This is a genomic window from Flavihumibacter cheonanensis (genome assembly GCF_022352215.1).
GTDB lineage: Bacteria > Bacteroidota > Bacteroidia > Chitinophagales > Chitinophagaceae > Flavihumibacter > Flavihumibacter cheonanensis.
This window is the reverse complement of record NZ_JAKRWF010000001.1, coordinates 1,510,910-1,533,260: the sequence shown is the minus strand read 5'-3', so window position 1 is coordinate 1,533,260 and position 22,351 is coordinate 1,510,910. Positions and strand designations below refer to the sequence as shown.

Below are 22,351 nucleotides of genomic sequence, written 5' to 3'. Positions count from 1 at the left end.
CCGGTGCCACCCGTCCGGTGGCACCGGACGGGTGAGGGTTAAAACACTTTTTGGCCTCCCACCCAGGTGCCGAGGACCCGGGTAGAGAGCAGGGAGTCTTTCGGTGCCGTCAGCAGATCCCGGTCAAGCAGTACGAAATCAGCTAGTTTACCGGGTTCCAGGCTGCCTTTTTCAGATTCTTCGAAATTGCTTTTTGCGGCCCAGATGGTCATACCCCGAAGTGCCTGTTCCCGGGATAATGCGTTTTCTGGCTGGTAACCACCCTCAGGATAGCCATTGGCATCCTGTCGGGCAACCGCGGCAAAAAAGGTTTTAAATGGGGAAATATCCTCTACGGGAAAATCAGTTCCCAGTGGAATCCAGCCATTTTGATCCATCAGTTGTTTGAAAGCATAAGCACCTTTTTCTCTTTCCGCACCCAATCGTTTTCCAGCCCAGTACATATCGGAAGTAGCATGTGTGGGCTGCACGGATGGAATAATCCCATAGGCACCAAAAAGCACAAAATCATCCGGATTCACCACCTGCGCATGCTCAATTCTCCAGCGCCGGTCTGATTGCCCCTCGAGATACTTTGCATAAATCTTCAGGATCGTTCGATTGCCACTGTCTCCGATAGCATGGGTATTCATTTGGAAAGGAGAGTTGGCGAGCAAAGCGGCCACGGAATCAAAATGTTCGGGATTGCTTAACAGAAATCCTTTATTACCGGGATCATCAGCATAATCGTGCAACAGGCAGGCTCCTCTTGAACCTAATGCCCCATCTGCATAAACTTTAAACGATCGAACATTGAGAAAGGGCGTTTTGATAATTCCTTTTGGAAGGATATAATCATAATTGCGTTTGGCATCGCTTAACATGGCATAGACCCGCATTTTCAGATCGCCGGATTTATGCAGACTGTCGATGAATTCCACTTCTGTATAATCAAGTCCACAATCGTCAACGGTGGTAAGTCCCATTGCAAAACAGTTCCGTTGTGCACCCAGCAGCGCTTCCTTCATTTGGTTTGCAGATGGAGCGGGTATCCTGGAGCTTACCAGGTCAATTGCGTTATCAACCAGGATACCTGTCAGCTTTCCGTTTTTTACTTCGATGCTACCACCTGTTAAGCGGTCACCCGCTTTGATACCCGCCAGTTCAAGGGCCTTTTTATTGGCGATTGCCGCATGCCCATCAATCCGGCTCAATAAAACCGGCCGATCGGGGAACATCCGATTCAGGTCTTCATTAGTAGGAAAAATTTGTGTAGGCCAGTCGTTCTGATCCCAGCCCCTGCCTATCAACCATCCTTCCGGAACAATGGTGGAAAATTTCTCCAGTGTATCCAGTATGGATTGCCAGCTGGTAGTGCCTACCAGGTCGGCCGTTTGCAATCCCAAACCATAGCGGTAAAAATGACAGTGAGCATCAATAAAGCCCGGGTAAATGAACTGTCCGGCTGCATCCAATACTTCTTTGGCCTGGTACTTTTCCATCAATTGTGCATCCATACCAAGTTCCAGGATTTTTCCATCCCGGATAACCATGCCTGTTTGTTTGTTGAACTGGCTGTCAACCGAATAAATAACGGCATTGCGGATAAGCAAATCTGCTTCGCTCTTGTTGCTGCAGCCCCAGGTACCCATAATCAAAAGGGCGCCGATAAATAGTTGTAGTTTTTTCAAGTACTGAGATTTTAATTATAAAACGATACCAAAGATGGTATCAACAACCAACGACAATAAACTGTTGCGGAATTGTTCAATCCGGATAACAGACAAGCCCGCCTGCTTCAGTGCAATCATCTGAGCCAGGTCTTTTTGACCGAGTACCAGCCACTCGAAATCCTGCGTGGTTAATTTTCCTTCCGCCAGCAGCAGGGTCCAGCGTTTCAGGCTTTCTTTAGTATCATCCAGAAATTTTCTGCCATCCTTTATGGCAGCTTTGGTGTAGTTCTTTACAAAGAGCCTGGCCAGCTCTTCCACCTGTTTTTTGAGGGTTTTGAAAATATCGTCAAATGGTACCATTTCAGCCATAATAACAGCTTAGGTTGTGATTATTGTTGAAGTTCTTTTGGAGTAAGTTTACCGCTTTCCAGTTCTGCTAATTGGTCAAATGCTTTGCCAACAATGATTTTTACTTCAGTAATAAAACCCGGACTTAACTGACCTTCATTTTTCCAGCGTGATAGAAAACCACCCAGCAGGTTTTTTTCCGGATTTCGGAGCAAATCCCACATTTGAATCCGCAACTGATTTTTCTTTCGATGTACTTCGTATTCGTAGAGTTTATCCAGCTGATCAGTTAATTTCTCTATTTCTTTTTCCTGTGTATTATAAGGTTTCTCTGCCTTGTCCATCAGTTTCAGTGCATCCACTTTAAGGCTGGTGGATTCCTTGTATACATACAGATCATAGGGGGCTGTAGTAACACAGGAACTCTGAATTAAACAGGCGCTGCTCAGGATTACTATCAATAATAGCGTCTTCCAACTGCGTTTATACAAAGGCGTTATTATACTAAATGCCATACAGAAATTGATCTTTGATATAATCCACCACTGATATCATACTGTTGGTCTCCTGGTAAACCTTCATTTGACGATCAGCGCCGGTACCTGTTTCCAGCAGGTTAGGAACCAGTGAAAGGATATGACGGCTTCCGAGCTGATCGACAACATCGTCTACAAAATCAAGCAATTCATAAATCAATACACGGGTATTAACTTCTTCTTCTTTACCGAAATCAATCAGCCTGCCATCGATTCCATAGCGACTGGCTCTCCATTTGTTTTCGTTTATGAGTGCCCGTGAGTACTGAATGAAATTCAGGTTGTTGGTCCGCAACTTGTAAATTTTCGCACAGATTGCCTGAAAGAGTGCAGCAATGATAATGGTTTCATGGGTGGTTAGTGGTACATCGCAGATTCTGAATTCTACCGTATTAAAAAATGGGTGCACCCTCAGATCCCACCAGATTTTTTTAGCATTGTCGATGCAATTAGTTTTCACCAGCATTTTGACATAGTGATCATAATCTTCAATGGTATCGAAATATTCGGGTATGCCTGTCCGTGGGAATTTGTCAAATACCTTGGTACGGAAAGATTTATAACCTGTCAACCGTCCTTCCCAAAAAGGGGAATTGGTACTTAGCGCATAAATATGTGGCAGGAAATACCGGGTGCTGTTGGCAATATGATTGGCCATCTCCCTGCTTTCCATTCCTACATGCACATGCAGGCCAAAAATCAGGTTACTTCGGGCGGCTTCCTGTAATTCGTTAACGATTTCACTGTAACGGACATGATCTGTGATGAGCTGGCTTTCCCAATGGCTGAAAGGATGTGTACCGGCGGCTCCCATTGAAAAGCCCAGGTCGCCGGCAACTCTCGCAATGGTATTGCGAAGTGTAGCCACATCTTTTAAGGCTTCGTCAATGTCCTTACATATATCTGTACCCACTTCCACCACTGCCTGGTGCATTTCTGCTTTTACTTTGTCCTTGATGATTTTTTGTCCCTCCAGTACGATCTTTTGTTCATGGCTTTTCAGCTCGCGCGACTGTGGGTCAAGGACCATGTATTCTTCTTCAATACCCAGTGTGAATTGGCTATAGTTGATTGGAGACATAAGAATTAAGTGAGATGTGAGACGTGAGACGTGAAAAAAAATTGCTTATAATCCGGAAGTTAAGGGGGTTTTGGCAGCGCTGCGCTTGATGTATTCGCCCCAGGTCAGGTTGTCTTTTCCCGGCTGTTGCACCATCGCTTTTTCAATGGCGTAATTGGCAGCTGTTTCAACTACCCAGGCAAAGTTGTCTTCACCTACACTTTTGATTTCCGCGTCGGGAGCGGGATTACAGAAATCGATCGCATATGGGATGCCATCTCTTACTGCCAGTTCCACTGTGTTGAAGTCATAGCCAAGATAATGATTGATTTTTAAAACAATTTCTTCCATTTGTTTGAGTCGTTCCGGACTGGGAGAGAAGCCTGCCTGGTAACGGAGATGGTGCGGGTTGCGGGGTTCATAAGGCATAATGCGCACATATTTACCCCCAATGCAATAACAGCGGTAGTATTCTTCAAATATAATCTCCTCCTGTAAGAGCATTACCAACTCGCCGGTTTCACCATGTTTCTCAAAAAAGTCTTCCATGCTCACCAGCTTGTACACGTTTTTCCAACCACCCCCCGCAAAGGGTTTCATATAGGCGGGAAATCCGACATACTTGAAAATACCCTCCCAGTCAAGCGGATAAGCCAGGTTGCTGAATGATTGATCGGTAGTGTCTGCCGGAAGATCCCTGGAAGGAAGTATAACCGTTTTGGGTACCGGAACTCCAATTTTGGTTGCCAGACAGTTATTGAAGAATTTTTCATCGGCACTCCACCAGAAGGGGTTGTTTATCACGGCTGTTCCGCAGAGGGCCGCATTCTTTAGAAAAGCCCGGTAAAAAGGTACATCCTGGGAAATCCGGTCAATGATTACTGCATAGTCGGTGGCTTCTCCCTGCATCACTTTATCGATGCGTACGGGTTCGGCAAGAATGCCGTCTATGTTTTTACTATTTATACGCTCTATGAAGGCCATGGGAAAGCTGCGTTCCTGGCCAAACAAAATGCCAATTTTCTTCATCTGTATTTGAATTGGTTAATGGTAAAGATCGAACCTGAATATAGTTTTTTTTTCACCAATTTCCTGTATTTTCAACGCCCTGTATTATTTTATTGTGAACAGCTATGAGTGACCTGATGCCCCCGGAGAAAACCAGTTTAACAATTGATATCATCGCTACTGAAATTGAATCGGAACACCTTGATCGAACAGTAAAAGTAGACGCGTATGTTCCCGGATTCCTGGAAAAACACCAGCGCCCTGCCTTGCTGTTAATTAATGATGGTCAGGACATGGCTACCATGAACTGGATCGAAGTGTTTAGGGAGTTCCTTCAACGTAAGGGAAGCATTCCGCTTATTGCGGTTGCTATGCATGCGGGTACTGATCGTAAAATGGAGTACGGTACGGCCGCTGTTCCGGATTACCTGGGCAGGGGTGCTAAAGCAGCTGCTTACACGAAATTTGTTTTCGAAGAATTATTGCCAACCATCCGGCTGGAACTGGGATATCCTGAATTCAGTGAAAAAGTATTTGCCGGATTTAGCCTGGGTGGTTTATCAGCACTGGATATTGTTTGGGCGCATCCCCATGAATTTACCAAAGTGGGTGTTTTTTCAGGTTCACTCTGGTGGAGAATGCTTGATCAGACGGAGCCTGAATACGATGATGATAAACATCGCATTATGCATGACCTGGTAAGAAAAGGTAACTATGCTCCCTGGCTGAAGTTTTTCTTTTGCACGGGTACTCTTGATGAAACCAATGATCGCAACGGGAATGGTATCATTGATTCTATTGATGATACACTCGGATTGATGACAGAACTGGAAAGAAAAGGATATAACCGCGCTTCCGATATGTATTACCTGGAATTACCCGATGGACGTCACGATGTGGCTACCTGGGGTAAAGCAATGCCCGTATTTCTGGACTGGGCCTTTGCAGGCTGAGCAAAAGGAATTTTTCTAAAAAGAAAAAGGCTGTCCCACATTTTGTGAGACAGCCTTTTATATGTTGTAAAATTACTAAGCTGTTAGAAGTTCAGACGAACACCCAACTGGCTGCTCCATCTGCTGCTGTTAAATACGCCATCGCTGATGGTATATGGTTTTCCGTCTCTGGGAGCAGTATAACGGAAAGTCGGAGTAAGGTCGGTAGCGCTTCTGTAACCGGCAAAATCGAGCAAACGATAGTTGTCGTTAGATGCAAACCAGGTACGACCCCATTCACGGTTCAGCATGTTGGTGAAGTTGAATACATCGTAAGTAACCTGAATCTGGTAGGTTTTCTTTGAAATACGGATGTTGAAATCCTGCTGGATTTTCAGGTCGATCACATGGGTGAAAGGCAGACGAGCAGCATTTCTTTCTGCATACTGACCACGACGGCTTTTCAGGTAACTGTCATTTTCAATATAATCGTTGAATGCAGCCCACTGTTGATCCGGAGTCTGGTTGCCATTCTGAACGAATACGATTTCACTGCTGTTACGGGGAACATAGATCAGGTCATTATCTTCGTTGTTGTCAAAATCACGAACCATACCACGGCTCATTACATAACTGAACGGAGATCCGCTCTGACCGTTGTATGCCAGAGTAAAAGTAGTGGCCAGGTGCTTTTTCGCATAAGTGATTTTTTTCGCAGCATATGCGTAGATACGGTGAGCAATGTCAAAATCACTGATACTTCTAACCATGTTGTTACGGCCATTTACTGTTTCCATGAATCTCCACTGAGAACTGTTTTGGGAACTGGTTCCTTCATTCAGTACGATGGAGTTTCCATATACATAGCTCGCATTGAAAGCAAAACCATTTCTCCATGCTTTATCAATAGTAGCTGTGAAGTTGTAAGAATATCCTTTGGGTCCGTCGTTGTTATACAAAAGATAAACTCCTGTATATGGATTTGATCCATTTGAACGCATTGGTATGGGAGCTGGGAAAGAACCACTCAATGCATATACATTACGTGAATCTGCACCAGCAGACTGTGCTGAAGGAGGAAGGATGTTTACATTCTGATAGGCGATTTCGTTGATATTCTTAGTGTAAATGCCTTCAACTGTGAATTTCCAGCCTTTGCCGAGTTCTTTGTCAACAGCTAAGGAGGCACGTACAACCTTATTCATTCTGAAATCTTCAGCAATCAGGTTCACTTCACCTGATGGCAGACGGGCACTCAGTCCCAGATCAGAAAGGGTGTATTGATCAAATGGATCCGGACGGAATGCCAGATTAGATCCGTTCAAACCAGCGATACTAACACCGTTCTGGTTGTAAACGCCACCAGGCCATACCAGGGGAACACGGCCAGTAAACAGACCTACACCACCACGAATGGTAACTCCTTCATCCGGAAGTTTACCAATAAATCCGATTCTTGGGTTGAGCGACCATTTTGGATTAGAAATCTTTCCACTACGGGCACCTCTCAGATCATAGTGCTGGCTGATAGCAGCAGCAGCTGTATCATTGAAGAAATTATCCGTACGGGGATCATCCAGGAAGATGGTGTTATCAGCACGGAGACCCAGGTTCAGTGTGAAATTGTCTGTAACCTTGATTTCATCGTTGATGAAGAAACCTAAACGTAAGGTGGCAAATACCGCAGCAGCGTTTTCACTTTTATCACCGGTTACGCCTGGGTCAACCAGGGAATAGGAACGGTTATAGGTAGTTGCATTACCACCATCGAGGAAAGTTTGTAGGTTCGGGAAATCATAAGAACCATAGTTCTGGCGGATGAATACGTTATACGATTTGCTGTATTCGTTGTCAGTTCCAATGGAAATCGTATGCCTACCTTTGTACATTTTGAATACATCAAAAATTGCTACGTTGTCCTGGGTTAAGAGGTTACCAGTGGAAAACTCTTCCGTTCCAAAGAACAGGCTGGATGCACCATCCCGGATTCGCACTCTTGGGAATGCGCCACCAAGAGGACCACGGTCGTCTTTTACACCAGTATAGGTGATCAACAATCGATTGTTGCTGCTTCTTTTGAAACGGCTGTTCAATTCTAAAGACAATGAATTCGTTTTGCTCGGGAATATGTAACCGTTGTTGTAGAAGTTGATCGACTGGTTAGCACTACGGCTGGTGTTGTAACGCTCAGCGTTGTTGTACCGGTAGCTGACACTCAGTTTGTTTTTAGCATTCATATTCCAGTCTACCTTAGCTGTAATACGATCAGCGGTTACTTTTTCAGGGTTGTTCAGGTAACCTCCCGGATCGTAGTTGTAGTTGTTACGCAGGAAGGTAGTGAGTGTAGCAAGATCGTTTTCTGTCAACGAACCCTGGTAATCACTGAAAGAAAAAGGCTGCGGACGTTCATCACGCTGCATTTCAGCATTCAGGAAGTAAAAGAGTTTGTTTTTAATGATTGGACCACCAATACGGAAACCATAAGTTTTGTTGGAGAAGTCGCTCAGTCTGGTTGCGTCTTCTTTTGCACCACCCGGAGTTTTTCCACTCAGGCTTTGATTACGGAAGAAATAATAGATACTTCCGGTTGTTTCGTTGGTACCGCTACGGGTAATCGCATTGATACCACCACCGGTGAAGTTACCAAGGCTCGCATCATAAGGGCTAACAACAACCTGGAACTGGTCAATCGCGTCAATTGAAATGGGAGGAGCTCCGGTTTGGCCACCGTTGGTACCACTTGCAGACAGACCAAAAACATCGTTATTCACAGCTCCGTCGATATAAAAGGAGTTGTAACGATTGTTCTGACCAGCAATTGCAATACCACCATCACCGGTAACTTTTGCCTGAGGAATAAAACGAAGAAAGTCGGAAATATTACGGCCTACAGTTGGAAGGTTGGCCATTTTATCGCGACCGATAGAGGTTTCTGCGCCACCTTTCCCAGTTTCACGAGCCCTTGCACGGGCGGCAACTACTACTTCTGTAAGTTGCTGCTGCGTATCAGAAAGGGTAAAGTTCTGGGTTTCAGTTTCACCCAGATTCACAAATACGTCTTCACGGGTTGCCGACTGAAATCCAACAAAAGAAACCTGGATTTTGTAGGGTCCGCCTGTATTGATGTTAGCTAAGTCATAGCGGCCACCTGTTCTGGTTACTGCCGTATACACGGTTCCGGTTGGAACGTGTGTGATAGTTACGGAAGCACCCACCAGAGGTTCACCTGTTGCCGTTTTTACGGAGCCGCTCATGCTACTGGTTGTAACCTGAGCCGTTGCGCTGACCGTGAATGCCACTAAAAGGCATACCAGTCGTACAATTCTCTTCAAAAGCATAATGTGTGTGTTTTACAATTTTGCTGCAAAGAAACTGAATAATTCTATTATGTTATTTAGATAATGTTAACAAATTGTAACCTACCGGTTTACCTTGATAAGTTGCATATATTCTCTAATAATAACCTTATGATGTCTTTACCGTAGCTTTGCCAAAATTTGGTATATGCTGGATAGTATCGAAAGTGCCATTGAAGATTTCAGGGAAGGTAAGATGCTGATTGTGGTGGACGACGAAGACCGTGAAAATGAGGGTGATTTTGTAATCGCCGCCCGCCACGTGACCCCGGAAGTGATCAATTTTATGAGCAAAGAAGGCCGGGGACTGATATGCGCCCCCCTGGTAGAAGATCGCTGTGAAGAGCTCAAACTCGATATGATGGTCAGCAGCAATACCGCTTTGCATGAAACTGCTTTCACTGTATCGGTGGACCTTCTCGGATATGGCTGTACTACCGGTATTTCCGCGCACGATCGGGCCAAAACGATCCAGGCGCTTATCAATCCGGAAACACGCCCCGAAGAACTGGGTCGTCCGGGTCATATTTTCCCCCTTAAAGCTAAAAAAGGAGGTGTGTTGCGCCGCGCCGGCCATACGGAAGCTACCATCGACCTGGCCCGCTTGGCCGGATGCGAACCCGCCGGTGTACTGGTGGAAATCCTGAACGAAGATGGTACCATGGCCCGTCTGCCTCAACTGCTCGGGATCTCCAAAAAGTTTGGTATCAAGATTATTTCAATAAAAGACCTGATTGAATACCGCCTGAAGCGTGATACCTTAATTGAAGAAGTGGTTCGGGTGGATATGCCTACCAAATACGGGCATTTTACCATGGTAGCCTTCCGTGAGAAGCATACCAATAACGAACACATAGCATTGATCAAGGGTGAATGGGAAAAGGATGAGCCGGTTCTGGTTCGGGTACATTCCAGTTGTTTTACCGGTGATATTCTCGGTTCCCTGCGCTGCGATTGTGGCGAGCAGTTGCACAAGGCGCTTCAACTGGTGGAAACTGAAGGCAAAGGGGTTGTATTATACATGAACCAGGAGGGAAGGGGTATTGGCCTGATGAACAAACTCCGGGCCTACAAACTACAGGAAGAAGGCATGGATACCGTGGAGGCCAATCTCCATCTTGGCTTCCCGATGGACAAACGCGATTACGGTGTAGGAGCCCAGATACTTCGTCACCTGCAAATCTCCAAATTGAAGCTGATCAGTAATAATCCCAAGAAGAGAGCCGGATTAATGGGCTATGGTATTGAAATTGTCGATACGGTTCCCATTCGTGTAAATCCCAACCCGCACAACGAACGGTATTTGCAAACCAAGCGGGATAAGCTGGGACACAAACTGTGATGTGAAACGTGAGATGTGAGACGTGAGAAAGGATAAAGGAGGAGGTAGGATCGATTTCAAGTCTCAATTTTCTCGTCTCACTTCTGACGTCTGACGTTTCACCTCTTCCATGCTGTCTTCTTCGGGAAGTTCTTCCGTTTTCTTTTTCTTCTTTCTGCGGAATAGTTCCCAGATACGATCAAATTCTTTACGGTAAGAAAGTCCGACGCCGGAACGCTGTAGCGCACTTTGGTAAGCATAACTCCAGTTGTTACGATAGAAAAACGTGATCCGGAATTTGCCGTCCGGGGTCAGTTTGTATTCCGCAGATACATCCGGCAGGAATTGGAAAGTGGCCGATTGCCTTGAATTGATACCGAAATCGATCGCACTACCCACCATAAACGTGAGTCGTTCATTCAGGTAACTTTTTGCCAGGCTAAGATTAATATTGGTCCGGTCTGGTAACAAGATCTGTGTATTCGATTGCCCGGTAAGATTGGTTCCGCTGTATAAGGCGGCATTCATGTTCAGCTTCAGACTTTTATCGTTGAATACATTCTGCAGAATTTTGGAGAATTCGTTCGATAAAACACTGGATAAAAAGCCGGATATGCTGCTCACTACCAGGCTTTCAAACGCGGTATTGGCGAAAGATGCACTGTTGTTCTGCAGGCTGCCAACGGCAGTCAGCGGACCAAAATTATTAAACAAAATCAGGTAGGATACCTGTTTATTCAATTCGTTCTCATCTTCCTGGATGATCTTGAAAAGCGTACTTGCCTGGTAATTGTTCCGCAACGGACTATTCGCCGGCAACTCAATCCGGAAGCGGATTTTGGGTTGTGATAATTTTTCGGTGATGTTGGCAATGATGTTAACTGTACCACGATACTGGGTTACGTTCGGGTCATTGATACCAAATCCCCCACTGCTAAGGAGGTCGCTGAACTTCACATTGTTTGCCGAATACAAGGCATCAATCTTTAAAGTTGCTTCGTAAGGGTCACCATTCCAGCTTATATAATTATTCCGCTCCGGCAACAGAATAAAGTTTTTCTTCCAGGCCTGGAAATTGAAATTGTAAAAACCACTTTCGATATCATACCTGCCTGTCATAGTAAGGTTCTCCTTGGAACCCACCCGCATTTTTAAATTACCATTCCCCCTTGCTGTAATAATATCACCGGTTGCTTCATCAATAATCATGTTTACAACCGCCAAATTATTTGCCCTGATATCAAGTGAAACAGTAAAATTGGATTCGCGGTCATAGGGTTTGTAAGGTGTCATTTCCTTACCATATTCTTTCCATACTATGAAATCCGCTTCTGCATTCTGACGGCTCGATTCCGTTGCGATGTATAAATTGCTGCTGTCTGTCGGCTCTCCGCTAATCTCCATCTGCATATCGTACATCGGACCGCTGAATTTCATGTTGGCGCGACCAATAACATTACCGTAAAAAAGACTGTTGTCGGCAGAAGTGGTATTCAGTAACAGCAGCTTATTGGTCTTTACCGAAAAATCAAATGCGAGGTCATTGAAATTATTATGATAGAGTTTTCCTTCAGTCAGTTCTCCTTTGTTTCCTAAAGTATCCTGCAATACAAACTTGCCAAAATCTATTTGTCCATCTGTAAACTTGATCTGTGCTGCAGGAATTTTATAGTAGACTTTTGTATAATCGACCAGTAATCCTGCTTCATTTAAACTTACATCCCCCAGGTATTTTAGATTGTTTCCTTTACCAACAATTCTTAATTGACCGGTTGCATGGCCATCCAGCTTTTCAAATATGCCTGTCAGGTATTGTTGCAACAAGCTGATCTTGGTTCGACTAAGCTTTGCCGTTATATCAACCTGGTCTGATAAGCTGTCTGTTGTGTTTACCAGTCCGGCTACATCAAAATTGTAATTCTCGTTCAGCGAAATGGTTTTAAAAGTAACCTTGCCCGACTTGCTGGAATAGGTACTGCTCAGATCCAGCACACCTATGGAATCATTATCAAGGCGAAATTGTTCTGCTTTCGCTACGGCATCCACCTGCAGGTTGCTGAACGGATCAATAAGTTCAATCTCCCCGGTAAGCAATCCTTCCAACCGGTTTGATTTTACAAAGAAGGGCGCGAAATCGCCAATATTGATTTTCTTCAATTCCACTTTCAGATCATTACCCTTACCAATAGAGGAAGGAGCAGAGCTTAACAGGATTTCCTGGTCTTCACTATAAATCCGAACACCTTCCGTTGTAACAAGTTCCTTACTCAGGATGATTTCACCTCCATCATCAATGATCCAGGGTTTCTCGTTGATTTCAAAACTGGATGGATAAAACTGCACCCGAATACCATTTTTTAATGTTTGCACTTCACCGGCAATCGAAGCACGGTTCAGCGTCTGGTTGGCACTGGTTTGAATAGAAACTTTGGAAAGATCATTGCTGGCACTGATATTCACAACCGATCCCGGGAAATGCAGGCTGTCATTTACCTGGATATCTCCAACGGTGGTATTTACTGCAAGCGAATCAAAATTTCCCCGGCCTTTGAATTTTACATCGTAAAAGCTAAGTTTATTATACCCGAATTCCGGGATTTCGGCGTCTACATCAAAGATGTTTTCTTTGGTATTGAGCTGCCCGTTGATGGTTGAGTTATTAAATCCTTTGAGTCGTTTATCCAGCAAACTCAGGTAATCATCCACTTTGCGCGTAGTGATAAAAAAGCTGAAGTTATTGTCCACTGTTGTTTTCGAAGCTGCAATATAACTGGGATAATAGCGGTTGAGAAAGGTCTGAAAGGCATCAGGTAAGGAAGAGATATTGAATTTTCCGGCAAGTATGCCTTCAAATTCGTTGGAACGCACGCTGATGGTTTTATTTCCGCTTTCCTGCAAACTGCTTTCAACATAGAGGCTGTCAAAGGAAATTCGTTGTCCATTGTTATATACGGAAGCATCGGAAATTCGGGCCGATCCCAGGAAATTGTCAATATTGCTACCTGAAAAATTCACGTTGAAAGTGCCATTGAAATCCAGTTCTTCTTTCGAAAATTTCATCCTGCGCAGATTCGCATTCACTACCAGGGCACTAAAATCGAAACGGGGTATTTCGCCTGACAAGTCAACCAGTCCCTTTAGTTTTGCTTCCAGGTGTTCATCGTTTACCGCTACATTTCCATTAAACAGCCGCTTGGCGAATTTTCCGTCTATTTCGATATCCCGGTACTCATACCCATTGTACACAATAAAGGGAATGTAGCCTTTCAATCCTGCGTCCAGTGTTTGTAGTGTAAATCCTCTTCCCTTAATGTCACCTTCAACACCAAAAGAACCCAGCATGTTGTTCCCTATAAATTGCCCAAGATTAAATTCTTCTGTTTGTATGGTCCCTTCATACATGGGTGCACCTTTATCAGGGAATTTCATATTTACATCGGTGGCAAGGGTGCCCAATGCGGTTTCGATGGTGCCATAGGTTACAAAATCAGTCAGGAATCCGGTGAAGCTGCCTTTGAATTTTAAAAAGCCAAGCCGATCCAGCCGGGGTTCGTTGATCGTTTTGATAATTGGAAAGAATTGTGCTACATCTGTATAGCTGGCATTAAAATCCCGAACTGTTACATCGAGATATGATTTTTTAATGTCGGGCAGGCCTTTCAATACAAAGTCTCCGTTCAGGTAGGTATTATTACCTGCTTTTGCGATTACTTTTTTGCCTTCCAGATGACTGATGGTACCCGATGCCTTTCCACTCAGGTTGATCCGGGTATTCCAGTTTGCCAGTTCAGGGGCAAAGTAGGCGATATCATCGCTGTGAATAATGGCATCTGTGAAATTGCCCTCCAGCCGGATACTGTCTATAAATGCACTCATGTCGTCAAACGTATCATAGCGCATGGCATAATAATTCCTCAGATAACTTTTAGGCGTGCGTATGTCCAGTTGACGGAACTCCATCGCCTCCGGGTGGAAGCGCATAAGGGCTTTTAATTTTTTTACTTCAAAGCCGGATCTCTCTTTGGTTGCAATTTGAACATTGCCGCTGAAAGTGTCGTTTACGAGTTTGATATCACTGATCTGGCTGTTGATCTGGCTGAACTGGAAATGTGCGCCGTCAAAATAGTAGTAGGGAGCTCGTTCGGTTTCAATATCGTTCTTAAGGGTACCATTCCGGATGGTCAGGTTGCGGATGCCCAGCGACCATTTTCCCGGGTTCCATCTCAGGTTTTCGGGATCGTTCGGAGGAAGAGGGGGGCTAGCCATACGAGGCCTGGGTGGCCGGTTTCCATCGTAGTTGTAAATGGAAAAAATGGGCTGAACGATGGACAGGTTTTTTACCTGGATGTTTTTATTGATCAGGTCAAACACTTCAGCCTGGAGATCGAGCGATTGAAGCGATAGTCCCAGGTTTTCTCCCCGCCATTCATCCCGCTGCAGCAATCTTATGTTTTTCAACGATACTTCCTGTACCGATAACTGGATTGGGTTTTGTTTTTTCTGACTGGGGGGAGCAGCAAAATAATCAGCTAGAAATTGGTAATTCCATACCGAATCCACCCGGTGCAGATCGATCAGGGTGTTTTCCAGCCCGATATACGTGAGTTCCACCTTGTCTTTCACAAAAAACCAGTCGGTAATATTTACCTTGAGGGCGCCGGCATACAGCAGCGTATCTTTCTGCTGATCCCTTACCAGGGTGCCGTTCAGCGAAAGGGTGTTGAAAAATTCGAGGTCGATATGATCCACTTTAACCTCGGTTTTAAGTGCCCGCGACAACCGGTTGGCTGCGTGCCTGGCAATATAATTCTGGACGAAAGATACCTGCAGGAGAAAATACACCAGCACCACCAATAGCAGAAGCGACAGGATTAGATAACCGGTTATTTTGAATACTCGTTTCAGGAATTGGGTATTATCTGTAAAATTAACTATTCAACGGCATCCTTCTCAGAAGAATGTGACCATTGAACGAAATTACTGGATGAGACTGGTATACCCGGGACGAGGTTTAATTCTTAACCTGGTCTTATCATCTGTTGAAAGGGCTTAGAGGGCCTTTCGTAGCTTTACCAGGGTGGTCAGCAAATTTTCCAGCAGGTCCAGTTTCAACATATTGGCTCCATCGCTTTTGGCAACTGCCGGATTTGGATGTGTTTCGATGAAAAGACCATCTGCCCCGGCTGCCAGAGCGGCTTTGGCGATGGTGCCAATCAATTGAGGATTTCCCCCCGTTACACCGGAAGTCTGGTTGGGTTGCTGTAGGCTATGGGTGCAATCCATTACCACTGGTACACCGTGTTCCTTCATCCAGGGAATATTGCGGTAATCCACCACCAGGTCCTGGTAGCCGAAGGTGGTGCCTCTTTCCGTCAGGATGATTTTATCGTTTCCGGCCTGCCTGATTTTTTCCACTGCAAACTTCATAGCCGGACCGCTCAGGAACTGACCTTTTTTCACATTGATGATTTTACCCGTTTCGGCAGCGCTGATTAACAGGTCGGTTTGCCGGCAAAGGAAGGCAGGTATCTGGAGTACATCCGCGAATTTGGCTGCAGGGGCAGCTTCATCGTGGGCATGGATATCGGTGGTGGTAGGCAGTTGGAAACGTTGACCTGTTTTATGTAGCAAATCTAATCCGAGTTCGTCTCCCAGTCCGGTGAAGGAACTGGCACTTGTTCGGTTCGCCTTTCGGTACGATGATTTGAAAATATAGGGGATGCCGAGGTTTGTACAGATGGCTTTTACTTTTTCTGCTACTTCGCTGAGCAGTTCTTCGCTTTCAATAACACATGGGCCGGCAATCAGAAAAAAGTTTTTTTCGTCGTAGGATTGTCCCTTGAACAGGTCTTGCAGAAATTTTTCCATCCTGCAAAGATAAGGGTTCCTTTCACCCTTCCACTCCGCCGCGGCGGATGGCACCGGACGGGAAACGATTGCGCTGGTTGATAAAGCAAAGCGATTTGTATGTAGGTTTGCAACCGAAATTTTGCTTGCTATGACGAAAGAAAAAATATTGGTAATTGGTGCCTGTGGACAGATCGGTGTGGAACTAACCCTGGCGCTGAGAAAAATTTACGGAAACAATAATGTACTGGCCTCAGACCTTCGGGAAGAAAATGAATTGCTGAAGGGGACTGGTCCCTATGTATCAATTGATGCCCTGAACAAAGAGATGTTACATGTGCTGGTGATCCGCCAGAATATTACCCAGATTTATCTGCTTGCCGCGATCCTTTCGGCAACGGGCGAAAAGAATCCCAACCTGGCCTGGCATCTGAATATGCAAAGTTTGTTAAATGTGCTGGATATCGCGCGGGAAGAAAAGCTGACGAAAGTTTACTGGCCTTCATCCATTGCGGTATTCGGGCCAACTTCCCCCAAACAGAATTGCCCGCAGTATACCATTATTGAACCTACAACCGTATATGGCATCTCCAAATATGCCGGTGAGTTCTGGTGTAATTATTACCACCAGCGCTGGGGAGTAGATGTGAGAAGTTTGCGTTACCCCGGACTGATCAGCTATAAATCCGCCCCAGGTGGAGGTACTACCGACTACGCGGTTGAAATTTTTCACGAAGCCCTGGAAGAGGGGAACTATACCTCCTTCCTCAAGGAAGATACCTATCTGCCTATGATGTATATGCCAGATGCTATCAAGGCAACCATTGAACTCATGGAGGCGCCGGCAGAAAAAATCACCGTACGTACATCGTATAATGTTTCCGCCATGAGTTTTTCTCCCCGGGAAATTGCTGCAGCGATCCAGGAACATATCCCGCATTTTGGCATGCGATATGAACCTGACTACCGGCAAGCAATAGCCGATTCCTGGCCACAGAGCATTGATGATTACATTGCAAGAAGAGATTGGGGCTGGCAACAGGATTTCGATCTCAAGCGTATGACCGCTGATATGCTGACCAATCTGAAAGCTGAGTAGGCTTGTTAAAATCGAAGGTAAACCAGCTGACTGGCGTAAATTGCCGGTTAGAATACAGCACTATGCGAAAACTTATTGGAATAGTACTCATTAGTTTGACTGGATTCATCGGGCGGGCACAAACCATAAAAGCGGGTACCTGGAAGGCAGAATTGTTGCGTGAAGCAGGTTTGCCTATTGTTTTCAATTTTGAATGGAGGTATGAAAAGGGGAAAGCGGTAATGACAATTCTCAATGCAACAGAGCGACTGGAGGTCCGCAATATTCAGCGCAAAGGGGATTCCGTTTTAATTGATTTGCCTTTTTTTGAGTCTGCTTTTTTCCTTCAAATTCAAAAGGATGGTTCATTGAAGGGAGAGTGGAAAAAGGGTACGAGTACTGTTTTATCAGTAATGCCAATGATTGCCAGGCCGGGTATAAAAGATCGCTTTCAGCCTGGAGCTGCACCAATAGGTACTCTTTCAGGGAAATGGGAAATGACCATCATTCGTCCGGATGGGAGTCCACGTCCGGCAGTTGCGCAGCTTGAACAAAAAGGTTCCTATCTCACCGGAACCATCCTGGCACCTTCGGGCGATTACCGCTACCTGGAAGGTATTGTTCGCGGCGATAGTATGTTCCTAAGCACTTTTGATGGCAGCCATGCCTATGTTTTTTCAGCACATATCCGTTCTGAAAATCAGCTGGATGGCGGCTATTTTTACTCCGGACCAAAACATGTGGAAGCATTTTCTGCCATCCGGAATGAAGCAGCCAGTCTTCCGGTTGATGGCATCCAGGTACATGTTCGCCCGGATGCACCGCCTTTGCAATTCAGTTTTACTGATCTGGAAGGAAAGACTGTGAGTATACGAGATCCCCGCTTTCAGAATAAAGTGGTAGTGATTCAGATCATGGGTTCCTGGTGTCCGAATTGTATGGATGAGACCCGATTTTTAAGCAGGTATTATGAGCAACATAAAGGGCGGGGGCTTGAAGTCGTTTCCCTGGCTTATGAATATAGTACCGATATGAATCGTTCACGTGCAAGCCTTCGTAAGTTTAAAGATCGGTTCAATGTGGGATATCCCATGTTAATTACCGGTGTTACCAGTTCGGATACACTTCGTACCGAAAAGACATTGCCCCAGTTAACGCCAATAAAAGTCTTCCCAACAACGATCTTTGTTGGCAAAGATGGCTCCATCAAAAAAGTGCACAGTGGATTTTTTGGTCCGGCTACCGGAGAAGAACACACGAAGTATGTGAAGGAGTTTGAAGAAACAGTGAACAGCTTATTGGGAGAATAAAAGGTGACTTAGAGGAATGCGAGATCGGCCACCGTTCTGTTTTCCAGTATGGCAAGGCTTGCATCACGCACTTCTTTCATGAGATGATTCAATCCGCAGGTAAGTTCATCGCAGTCCTCGCATCTCTTATAAAAGTTGAGACTGGCACAGGGTAACATGGCAATAGGACCGTCGAGCAAACGGATAACAGTAGCTACTTTTATCTTGCCGGGAGGCAGGGCAAAATAATAGCCACCGCCTTTTCCTTTTTTACTATCAAGGAGTCCTGCTTTTTTCAGGTCCAGCAGGATGGCTTCCAGAAATTTAATAGGAATTTTCTGATCCACGGAAATATCAGCGATAAGAATGGGGCCCTGGTTTTCCCGCTGTGCCATATAACTCAGCGCTTTCAAGCCATATTGGGTTTTCTTTGAAATCATAAGCCGAGTACATCCTTCATACCATAAATGCCTTTTTTCCCGTGGAGGAATTCTGCAGCCATCACTGCACCGGTTGCAAAACCTGTTCTGCTATGCGCTGTATGAATGATTTCAATATCGTCAATGGCAGAAGCATATTTTACCTTATGGGTACCGGGTGCCGGATCGATACGTTCACTGATGATGGATAATTCATCCACTTTTCCTGAAGCATGATTGACCCAGTTTTTGTATAAGGGAATGGAGTGCAGGATTTGTTCCGCCAGGGTCACAGCTGTGCCAGAAGGAGCGTCTTTTTTCTGAGTATGGTGGATTTCCTCCATGGAAGCGCGGTATTCTGTCTGATGGGCCATCAGTTCCGCCAGTTTTTTATTGAGTTCAAAAAAGATATTTACTCCCACAGAAAAGTTGCTGGCATACAGAAATGCTCCCTGCTGTTGCAAACAGTATTCATCAACCGCTTCTTTCTTATCAAGCCAACCGGTAGAACCACATACAACAGGAACGTTGAATTTCAAAAGATCCATGATATTGTCAAATGCACTATGCGGACTGGTAAATTCGATGGCCACATCAATTCCTGTCAACTTTTCTGCGTTGAGTTCATGCCTATTGTCCACGTCAATTTTAAGTCCGATTGTATGGCCTCTTTCAAGTGCGATTTTTTCAATGGCCTGGCCCATTTTCCCGTATCCTATGAGTGCGATTTGCAAAGTAAAAGATTGAAAGTTAGAAGTTATGATTGGCTGCGCAGTTGGCAACTTTTAACGTAAAGATAAGGAGGAATGGAAGAGGGGCAATGGAAGATAGCATATTCCCGCCTCCCTTCTCACGTCTCACATTTCACTTTTATTTCACCCAAAGTCTGCCAGGCTTCGCTTTGTGAATATCAAACACCAGCGATAATCCTGCAGTATTACCTACGCCTAACTGGTAGGTATTGTTGGGCAGGAGGGGCTTGAGTTTCATGCTCAATTCCGGACTCACATCAAACTCTTTCAGGTGTGCATCTACGGTTGCATCCACCACATTGAGACCCCAGAAAAGAAGAAAAACCAATACTGAATAATCAATGTTACGTCGAAATTCCCGGCGGTAGTTATCGAGAGAGGAGGCTGCATTGTTTTCAACAAAAACTCTCAGGTAGGGAGCTACTTTATCGTAGTTGGCTGTATCCTTTGTTACAGTTACCTGGTAAGCATACCGAACTTCCCGGTAGGTTTTGATATTGTCAAAAAACACATACCCGGTAATTCCCAGTGCTGCATATACAATAGGTACTTTCCAGTATTTCCTGTTATACACCTGTCCCCATCCGGGAATAATTGCAGAACGAATGGTGGCTTTCCGGGGATCATGTGGCGCTTTCACTTTTTTGGCAGCTTTCGCCGTGTCTTTTCCTGAAGCTGCTACTTTCCCTGAGCTGTCAACAACCGCCAGGAGGTTTTTAGGAGCCTGCATAAGGCTATCGGCAGAACGAGCCAGCGAATCAGATTTAGCAGGTATGGTATCGCGGGTTGGAAGAGAAGCATCGCTAACAGTAAAGCACATGCGCCAATCAAAAAAAGGCAGGGGGGCTGTATAGGCAATGGCTTCCCTGCTCCAGAAGAATCCGGAAAAAAACATCAGCAATAATGCCAGTCGGAGTCTGCTCATGAATTAATTCACCGTTACACCCATTGCTTCCAGCAGCTTGTTCAGTTCCTGGATTGAATAATATTCCAGGGTAATGCTGCCATGACCTTTTTTGTTATGGTTCAGCTTCACTTTTGTGCTGAAATGGGATGCTAAATTATCCTCTATTTTCTTGTATACAGGCGGAAGGCTGGTTTTTGGAGCAGTTTTAACAGCGGGACTCTCCTCTTTATACATTTTCCGGACCAGTTCTTCTGTCTGGCGAACAGATAATCCCTTGTTCTTGATTTCGTTAAATATATAGAGTTGCTTATCTACATGATCCACATTAATCAATGCGCGTGCATGTCCCATACTGATATCGCCGTTCCGAACAGCTACCTGGATATCGGGTGGGAGTCGCAGCAGACGAATATAATTCGCCACCGTACTTCTTTCCTTACCCATGCGTTCAGCCACCTGTTCCTGCGTGTAGTTCAGCTCATCCATCATGCGCTTGTAACTCAGGCTCACTTCAATGGCATTCAGGTCTTCCCGCTGCAGGTTTTCCAGCAATGCCAGCTCAAGTAACTGTTGGTCATCAGCCTGGCGTATATAAGCAGGTAAATCTTTTAATCCAGCAATTTTGGATGCGCGAAAACGTCGCTCTCCGGATATCAGCCGGTATTTCCCCGAAGGAAGTTTGGAAACTGTGATTGGCTGAATAATATCATGTATTTTGATGGAGGCAGCCAGTTCATTCAGTGCCTGTTCGTCAAAATCACGTCGCGGTTGCTTGGGGTTGGTTTCGATCTGGGTAATCGGGATACGCGACATGGAAGTTGCCTGTTCCACCACCTGGGGTTTCAATTGCCCCGAAGTGTTTTTTAAATCGGCATCAATATTCTGCAATAAGGAACGAATTCCTTTTCCGAGCGCGTCTTTTTTATTTGGGTTGGTCATGATAAGAAGTGAAAAGTGAAAAGTGAAAAGTGAAACGTGAAACGTGAGATGTGAAACGTGAAAAATGCTATTCTTCTCCTTCCTCTTCGGTTTCTTCTTCCATCACACGATCTTCCTGGCTGATACGTGTCATATTGTTTTTCTGGAGGATTTCTTTTGCGAGATTCAGATAGTTTACGGATCCTTTACTGTAAGCGTCATAGAGGATAACCGGTTTTCCTACGGAAGGTGCTTCACTGATCCGGGTATTCCGGTGTACGATGGTATTAAATACCAGTTCATCAAAATGGCGCCGAACTTCACTTACTACCTGGTTGCATAAACGCAGACGACCATCGTACATGGTCATCAGGATCCCTTCAATTTCCAGTTCCGGATTGAGCCGGTTCTGTACAATTTTGATGGTATTCAGCAATTTGCCCAATCCTTCCAGGGCAAAAAACTCAGTTTGGACGGGCACGATCACCGAATCGGCGGCAGTTAATGCATTTACTGTAATAAGTCCCAACGAAGGGGAACAGTCAATTACAATAAAATCATAGTCATCCAAAACCGGCGCCAGGATACCTTTTAACACATTCTCCCGGTTCGGGTAATTGATCATTTCGATCTCTGCACCTACCAGGTCGATATGTGATGGTACCACATCGAGGTGAGGAATATCCGATTTGAGGATTACGTCCCGGATCGGCGTACCATTTACCATACAGTCGTACAGGCTCTGAGTGATATTGTGCAGATCGAACCCGGTTCCGGTAGTACTGTTCGCCTGGGGATCAGCATCCACCAACAGGGTACGAAATTCCAGTACGGCAAAACTCGCTGCCAGGTTAATGGCAGTGGTGGTTTTGCCTACACCACCTTTTTGATTCGCTACGCCTATGATTCTTGCCATAATTCAGTTCCT

General features: G+C 45.1%; 17 protein-coding genes. 4 read left to right on the top strand and 13 right to left on the bottom strand.

Translation table 11 applies throughout. The features are described from left to right. Window positions 1-38 precede the first annotated feature (38 nt). The 5 genes from MD536_RS06805 to MD536_RS06785 are packed head-to-tail and all read right to left on the bottom strand — an operon-like array spanning window position 39 to window position 4,625. The gene (locus tag MD536_RS06805) at window positions 39-1,670 is read right to left on the bottom strand and encodes an amidohydrolase (RefSeq protein WP_239597022.1); all 1,632 of its coding nucleotides are present in this window, start codon (window positions 1,668-1,670) and stop codon (window positions 39-41) included. 15 nt (window positions 1,671-1,685) lie between these two features. Beyond that, complete coding sequence (locus tag MD536_RS06800; protein WP_239597020.1) at window positions 1,686-2,021, bottom strand: hypothetical protein; 336 nt, start codon at window positions 2,019-2,021, stop codon at window positions 1,686-1,688. Window positions 2,022-2,041: 20 nt separating this feature from the next. Then, window positions 2,042-2,515, bottom strand: a complete 474-nt coding sequence (locus MD536_RS06795) for a hypothetical protein (protein WP_239597019.1) — start codon at window positions 2,513-2,515, stop codon at window positions 2,042-2,044. Then, window positions 2,505-3,617, bottom strand: coding sequence for a carboxylate-amine ligase (locus MD536_RS06790; protein ID WP_239597018.1), 1,113 nt, complete (start codon window positions 3,615-3,617; stop codon window positions 2,505-2,507). The genes MD536_RS06795 and MD536_RS06790 overlap by 11 nt, the downstream gene beginning before the upstream one ends. Window positions 3,618-3,662: 45 nt before the next feature. Then, on the bottom strand, window positions 3,663-4,625 hold the full coding sequence (locus MD536_RS06785) for an ATP-grasp domain-containing protein (protein ID WP_239597016.1): 963 nt from the start codon (window positions 4,623-4,625) through the stop codon (window positions 3,663-3,665). Window positions 4,626-4,729: 104 nt separating this feature from the next. Here MD536_RS06785 and MD536_RS06780 point away from each other — a divergent pair, with 104 nt between their 5' ends. Beyond that, window positions 4,730-5,557: an alpha/beta hydrolase gene (locus MD536_RS06780; protein WP_239597013.1), complete on the top strand. Its 828-nt coding sequence runs from the start codon at window positions 4,730-4,732 to the stop codon at window positions 5,555-5,557. 83 nt (window positions 5,558-5,640) lie between these two features. On the opposite strand, the gene MD536_RS06775 is transcribed toward MD536_RS06780, so the two are convergent. Next, complete coding sequence (locus MD536_RS06775; protein WP_239597011.1) at window positions 5,641-8,874, bottom strand: TonB-dependent receptor; 3,234 nt, start codon at window positions 8,872-8,874, stop codon at window positions 5,641-5,643. 166 nt (window positions 8,875-9,040) lie between these two features. Between MD536_RS06775 and MD536_RS06770 the strand changes: the two genes are divergently transcribed. Further along, window positions 9,041-10,234 carry a bifunctional 3,4-dihydroxy-2-butanone-4-phosphate synthase/GTP cyclohydrolase II gene (locus MD536_RS06770; RefSeq protein WP_239597009.1) on the top strand — a complete coding sequence of 398 codons (1,194 nt, stop codon included), beginning with the start codon at window positions 9,041-9,043 and terminating at the stop codon, window positions 10,232-10,234. Window positions 10,235-10,297: 63 nt separating this feature from the next. On the opposite strand, the gene MD536_RS22045 is transcribed toward MD536_RS06770, so the two are convergent. Together MD536_RS22045 and kdsA are read right to left on the bottom strand one after the other, a co-directional pair. Further along, window positions 10,298-15,055, bottom strand: coding sequence for a translocation/assembly module TamB domain-containing protein (locus tag MD536_RS22045; RefSeq protein ID WP_239597007.1), 4,758 nt, complete (start codon window positions 15,053-15,055; stop codon window positions 10,298-10,300). Window positions 15,056-15,262: 207 nt separating this feature from the next. After that, window positions 15,263-16,081, bottom strand: coding sequence for a 3-deoxy-8-phosphooctulonate synthase (kdsA, locus tag MD536_RS06760; RefSeq protein ID WP_239597006.1), 819 nt, complete (start codon window positions 16,079-16,081; stop codon window positions 15,263-15,265). 130 nt (window positions 16,082-16,211) lie between these two features. On the opposite strand from kdsA, the gene MD536_RS06755 reads away from it, so the two are divergent. Both MD536_RS06755 and MD536_RS06750 read left to right on the top strand, forming a co-directional pair. After that, the gene (locus MD536_RS06755) at window positions 16,212-17,159 is read left to right on the top strand and encodes an NAD-dependent epimerase/dehydratase family protein (RefSeq protein WP_239597004.1); all 948 of its coding nucleotides are present in this window, start codon (window positions 16,212-16,214) and stop codon (window positions 17,157-17,159) included. 62 nt (window positions 17,160-17,221) lie between these two features. Then, entirely contained in the window at window positions 17,222-18,448 is a 1,227-nt protein-coding gene (locus tag MD536_RS06750) for a peroxiredoxin family protein (RefSeq protein ID WP_239597003.1), read from the top strand. Between the two features lie 8 nt (window positions 18,449-18,456). Here MD536_RS06750 and MD536_RS06745 read toward each other — a convergent pair whose 3' ends face one another. The 5 genes from MD536_RS06745 to MD536_RS06725 all read right to left on the bottom strand — a co-directional run bounded on the left by MD536_RS06745 (window position 18,457) and on the right by MD536_RS06725 (window position 22,339). After that, window positions 18,457-18,867 carry an RrF2 family transcriptional regulator gene (locus MD536_RS06745; protein WP_239597001.1) on the bottom strand — a complete coding sequence of 137 codons (411 nt, stop codon included), beginning with the start codon at window positions 18,865-18,867 and terminating at the stop codon, window positions 18,457-18,459. Next, window positions 18,864-19,580 carry a 4-hydroxy-tetrahydrodipicolinate reductase gene (dapB, locus tag MD536_RS06740; protein WP_239596999.1) on the bottom strand — a complete coding sequence of 239 codons (717 nt, stop codon included), beginning with the start codon at window positions 19,578-19,580 and terminating at the stop codon, window positions 18,864-18,866. The genes MD536_RS06745 and dapB overlap by 4 nt, the downstream gene beginning before the upstream one ends. Before the next feature lie 136 nt (window positions 19,581-19,716). Further along, window positions 19,717-20,523, bottom strand: a complete 807-nt coding sequence (locus MD536_RS06735) for a DUF5683 domain-containing protein (RefSeq protein WP_239596997.1) — start codon at window positions 20,521-20,523, stop codon at window positions 19,717-19,719. A gap of 3 nt (window positions 20,524-20,526) precedes the next feature. Continuing rightward, complete coding sequence (locus MD536_RS06730) at window positions 20,527-21,444, bottom strand: ParB/RepB/Spo0J family partition protein (protein WP_239596995.1); 918 nt, start codon at window positions 21,442-21,444, stop codon at window positions 20,527-20,529. A 67-nt stretch (window positions 21,445-21,511) separates the two neighbouring features. Continuing rightward, window positions 21,512-22,339, bottom strand: a complete 828-nt coding sequence (locus MD536_RS06725; protein WP_239596994.1) for a ParA family protein — start codon at window positions 22,337-22,339, stop codon at window positions 21,512-21,514. Window positions 22,340-22,351 lie beyond the last annotated feature (12 nt).

Bases quoted from the DNA above. Each gene is read 5' to 3' on its own strand.
- MD536_RS06800 (WP_239597020.1), bottom strand. From the start codon at position 2,021: ATGGCTGAAATGGTACCATTTGACGATATTTTCAAAACCCTCAAAAAA.
- MD536_RS06795 (WP_239597019.1), bottom strand. From the start codon at position 2,515: ATGGCATTTAGTATAATAACGCCTTTGTATAAACGCAGTTGGAAGACG.
- MD536_RS06790 (WP_239597018.1), bottom strand. From the start codon at position 3,617: ATGTCTCCAATCAACTATAGCCAATTCACACTGGGTATTGAAGAAGAA.
- MD536_RS06785 (WP_239597016.1), bottom strand. From the start codon at position 4,625: ATGAAGAAAATTGGCATTTTGTTTGGCCAGGAACGCAGCTTTCCCATG.
- MD536_RS06780 (WP_239597013.1), top strand. From the start codon at position 4,730: ATGAGTGACCTGATGCCCCCGGAGAAAACCAGTTTAACAATTGATATC.
- MD536_RS06775 (WP_239597011.1), bottom strand. From the start codon at position 8,874: ATGCTTTTGAAGAGAATTGTACGACTGGTATGCCTTTTAGTGGCATTC.
- MD536_RS06770 (WP_239597009.1), top strand. From the start codon at position 9,041: ATGCTGGATAGTATCGAAAGTGCCATTGAAGATTTCAGGGAAGGTAAG.
- kdsA (WP_239597006.1), bottom strand. From the start codon at position 16,081: ATGGAAAAATTTCTGCAAGACCTGTTCAAGGGACAATCCTACGACGAA.
- MD536_RS06755 (WP_239597004.1), top strand. From the start codon at position 16,212: ATGACGAAAGAAAAAATATTGGTAATTGGTGCCTGTGGACAGATCGGT.
- MD536_RS06750 (WP_239597003.1), top strand. From the start codon at position 17,222: ATGCGAAAACTTATTGGAATAGTACTCATTAGTTTGACTGGATTCATC.
- MD536_RS06745 (WP_239597001.1), bottom strand. From the start codon at position 18,867: ATGATTTCAAAGAAAACCCAATATGGCTTGAAAGCGCTGAGTTATATG.
- MD536_RS06735 (WP_239596997.1), bottom strand. From the start codon at position 20,523: ATGAGCAGACTCCGACTGGCATTATTGCTGATGTTTTTTTCCGGATTC.
- MD536_RS06730 (WP_239596995.1), bottom strand. From the start codon at position 21,444: ATGACCAACCCAAATAAAAAAGACGCGCTCGGAAAAGGAATTCGTTCC.
- MD536_RS06725 (WP_239596994.1), bottom strand. From the start codon at position 22,339: ATGGCAAGAATCATAGGCGTAGCGAATCAAAAAGGTGGTGTAGGCAAA.